The organism is Pilosibacter fragilis, from assembly GCF_032490495.1.
GTDB lineage: Bacteria > Bacillota > Clostridia > Lachnospirales > Lachnospiraceae > Pilosibacter > Pilosibacter fragilis.
This window is the reverse complement of sequence record NZ_JAVYJB010000064.1, coordinates 1-737: the sequence shown is the minus strand read 5'-3', so window position 1 is coordinate 737 and position 737 is coordinate 1. Positions and strand designations below refer to the sequence as shown.

The window sequence follows — 737 nt, the reverse complement described above, 5'->3', positions numbered from 1 at the left end:
CAGGTGGCGGTTTACTTTGCGGTTATGACCGTAATCAACTGCCGCAATCGTTGCGTCTGGCTGCTCGAACTCTGCATTCTTAATCAGTCTTTTCAAACGGCTGTTTTTACGGGATGTATATTCGATATCAACGATCATCCCAAACCGATCATCGAAAGGGATCTCCTTCATGGAGATATCCTGCATCTGGTTACGGAATGCATCGGCCATCGATGTCATGTGCATTTCAATAAGCTTGTCAATTGTACTCTGATTTGTCATGATCTCTTACCTCCGTAATAACGGGCACCACGGGTGATGCCGGACTGGGAACTCTCGTTTGTCTGCTTCTGAGGTGCCTCAGATTTAGCTCCACGATCCGCAGTAAGGATGTTCTTGATACTTTTATAGCTGGGTGAATTCGAGTACTGCAGAGCCTTTGCACAGGCGTTTTCAAGCTGCTGTGAAGACTTCCTCTCAGCAAGCTTCAAAAGGCCCATACAGGCCCTGTAAGACTGCTGCTCCACTCTGCCTGAGGTAAGGATACTGTTTACAACTTTATAGGTATTGATTCCAATTGTTTCTGCCCATTTGCGGAAACGGTCACCGTTCCACTCCAGATATTTCTGGTGATCTGGCGGCATATGTTCGAGTACTGTGGAATACTGCCCAGGACGCCCGTACAGGCGTTTGTGGGAAGCAATTCTCCTGAAATCCTTAAAAATTTCAATGGTGGTATCTGTCACTCGCACATCGAC

General features: G+C 47.1%; 1 protein-coding gene and 1 pseudogene. Both read right to left on the bottom strand.

Annotation, left to right across the window (positions count from 1 at the left end; translation table 11 throughout):
• The coding region (locus tag ABCW45_RS17740; RefSeq protein WP_343221297.1) for an ATP-binding protein at positions 1 to 261 on the bottom strand (261 nt) is incomplete at its 3' end.
• Positions 258 to 737: pseudogene (locus ABCW45_RS17735) on the bottom strand (IS21 family transposase); the annotation flags it as partial. The pseudogene ABCW45_RS17735 and the gene ABCW45_RS17740, both read right to left, overlap by 4 nt.